Origin of the sequence: Mesorhizobium sp. M1E.F.Ca.ET.063.01.1.1 (assembly GCF_003998155.1) — a bacterium.
In the GTDB taxonomy this organism is placed as follows: Bacteria; Pseudomonadota; Alphaproteobacteria; order Rhizobiales; family Rhizobiaceae; genus Mesorhizobium.
The window spans coordinates 1-456 of record NZ_RZSC01001601.1 but is presented as its reverse complement, the minus strand read 5'-3'; the positions used below and the strand labels follow the sequence as shown (position 1 = coordinate 456).

Annotated in this window: 1 protein-coding gene; it reads right to left on the bottom strand. The window is 68.9% G+C overall.

The window, feature by feature from the left end:
* Positions 1–456: precorrin-6A/cobalt-precorrin-6A reductase (locus tag EOA29_RS39985; RefSeq protein ID WP_189479204.1), on the bottom strand; the 456-nt coding region annotated here is incomplete at both ends.

Genomic DNA, 456 nt, shown 5'->3' with positions numbered 1-456 from the left:
ACAACATCGATGCCGTGCTTTTCGAGCAGCGCCCTTTCATCTGCTTCCGGAAACGGCCCGCGCGCCAGCAGGTAGACCGCATCCGGCACCGCCAGCTTCGGCTCCACCGGATCGACGCTGCGGATGAGATAGCGATGCTGCGGAGCAGCCTCGAAGGCACCGGCCTCCTGCCGGCCGATCGCCAGGAACACGCGGCGCGCGGCGGTGCCAAGCGCCCGCGCCGCTTCGGTGACGCTGTCGACCAGCGTCCAGCGATCGCCCGTGACCGGCTCCCAGCCCGGGCGACGCAGGGCGAGGATCGGCAAACCGGTTTGCCTGGCCGCTTCAGCGGCATTGGCCGAAATGCGCGCCGCGTAAGGATGCGTCGCGTCGATCAGCAGATCGATGTGTTCTTCACGGAGATAGCCCGCAAGCCCTTCCGCGCCACCGAAGCCGCCGACGCGCATCGGCACGCCC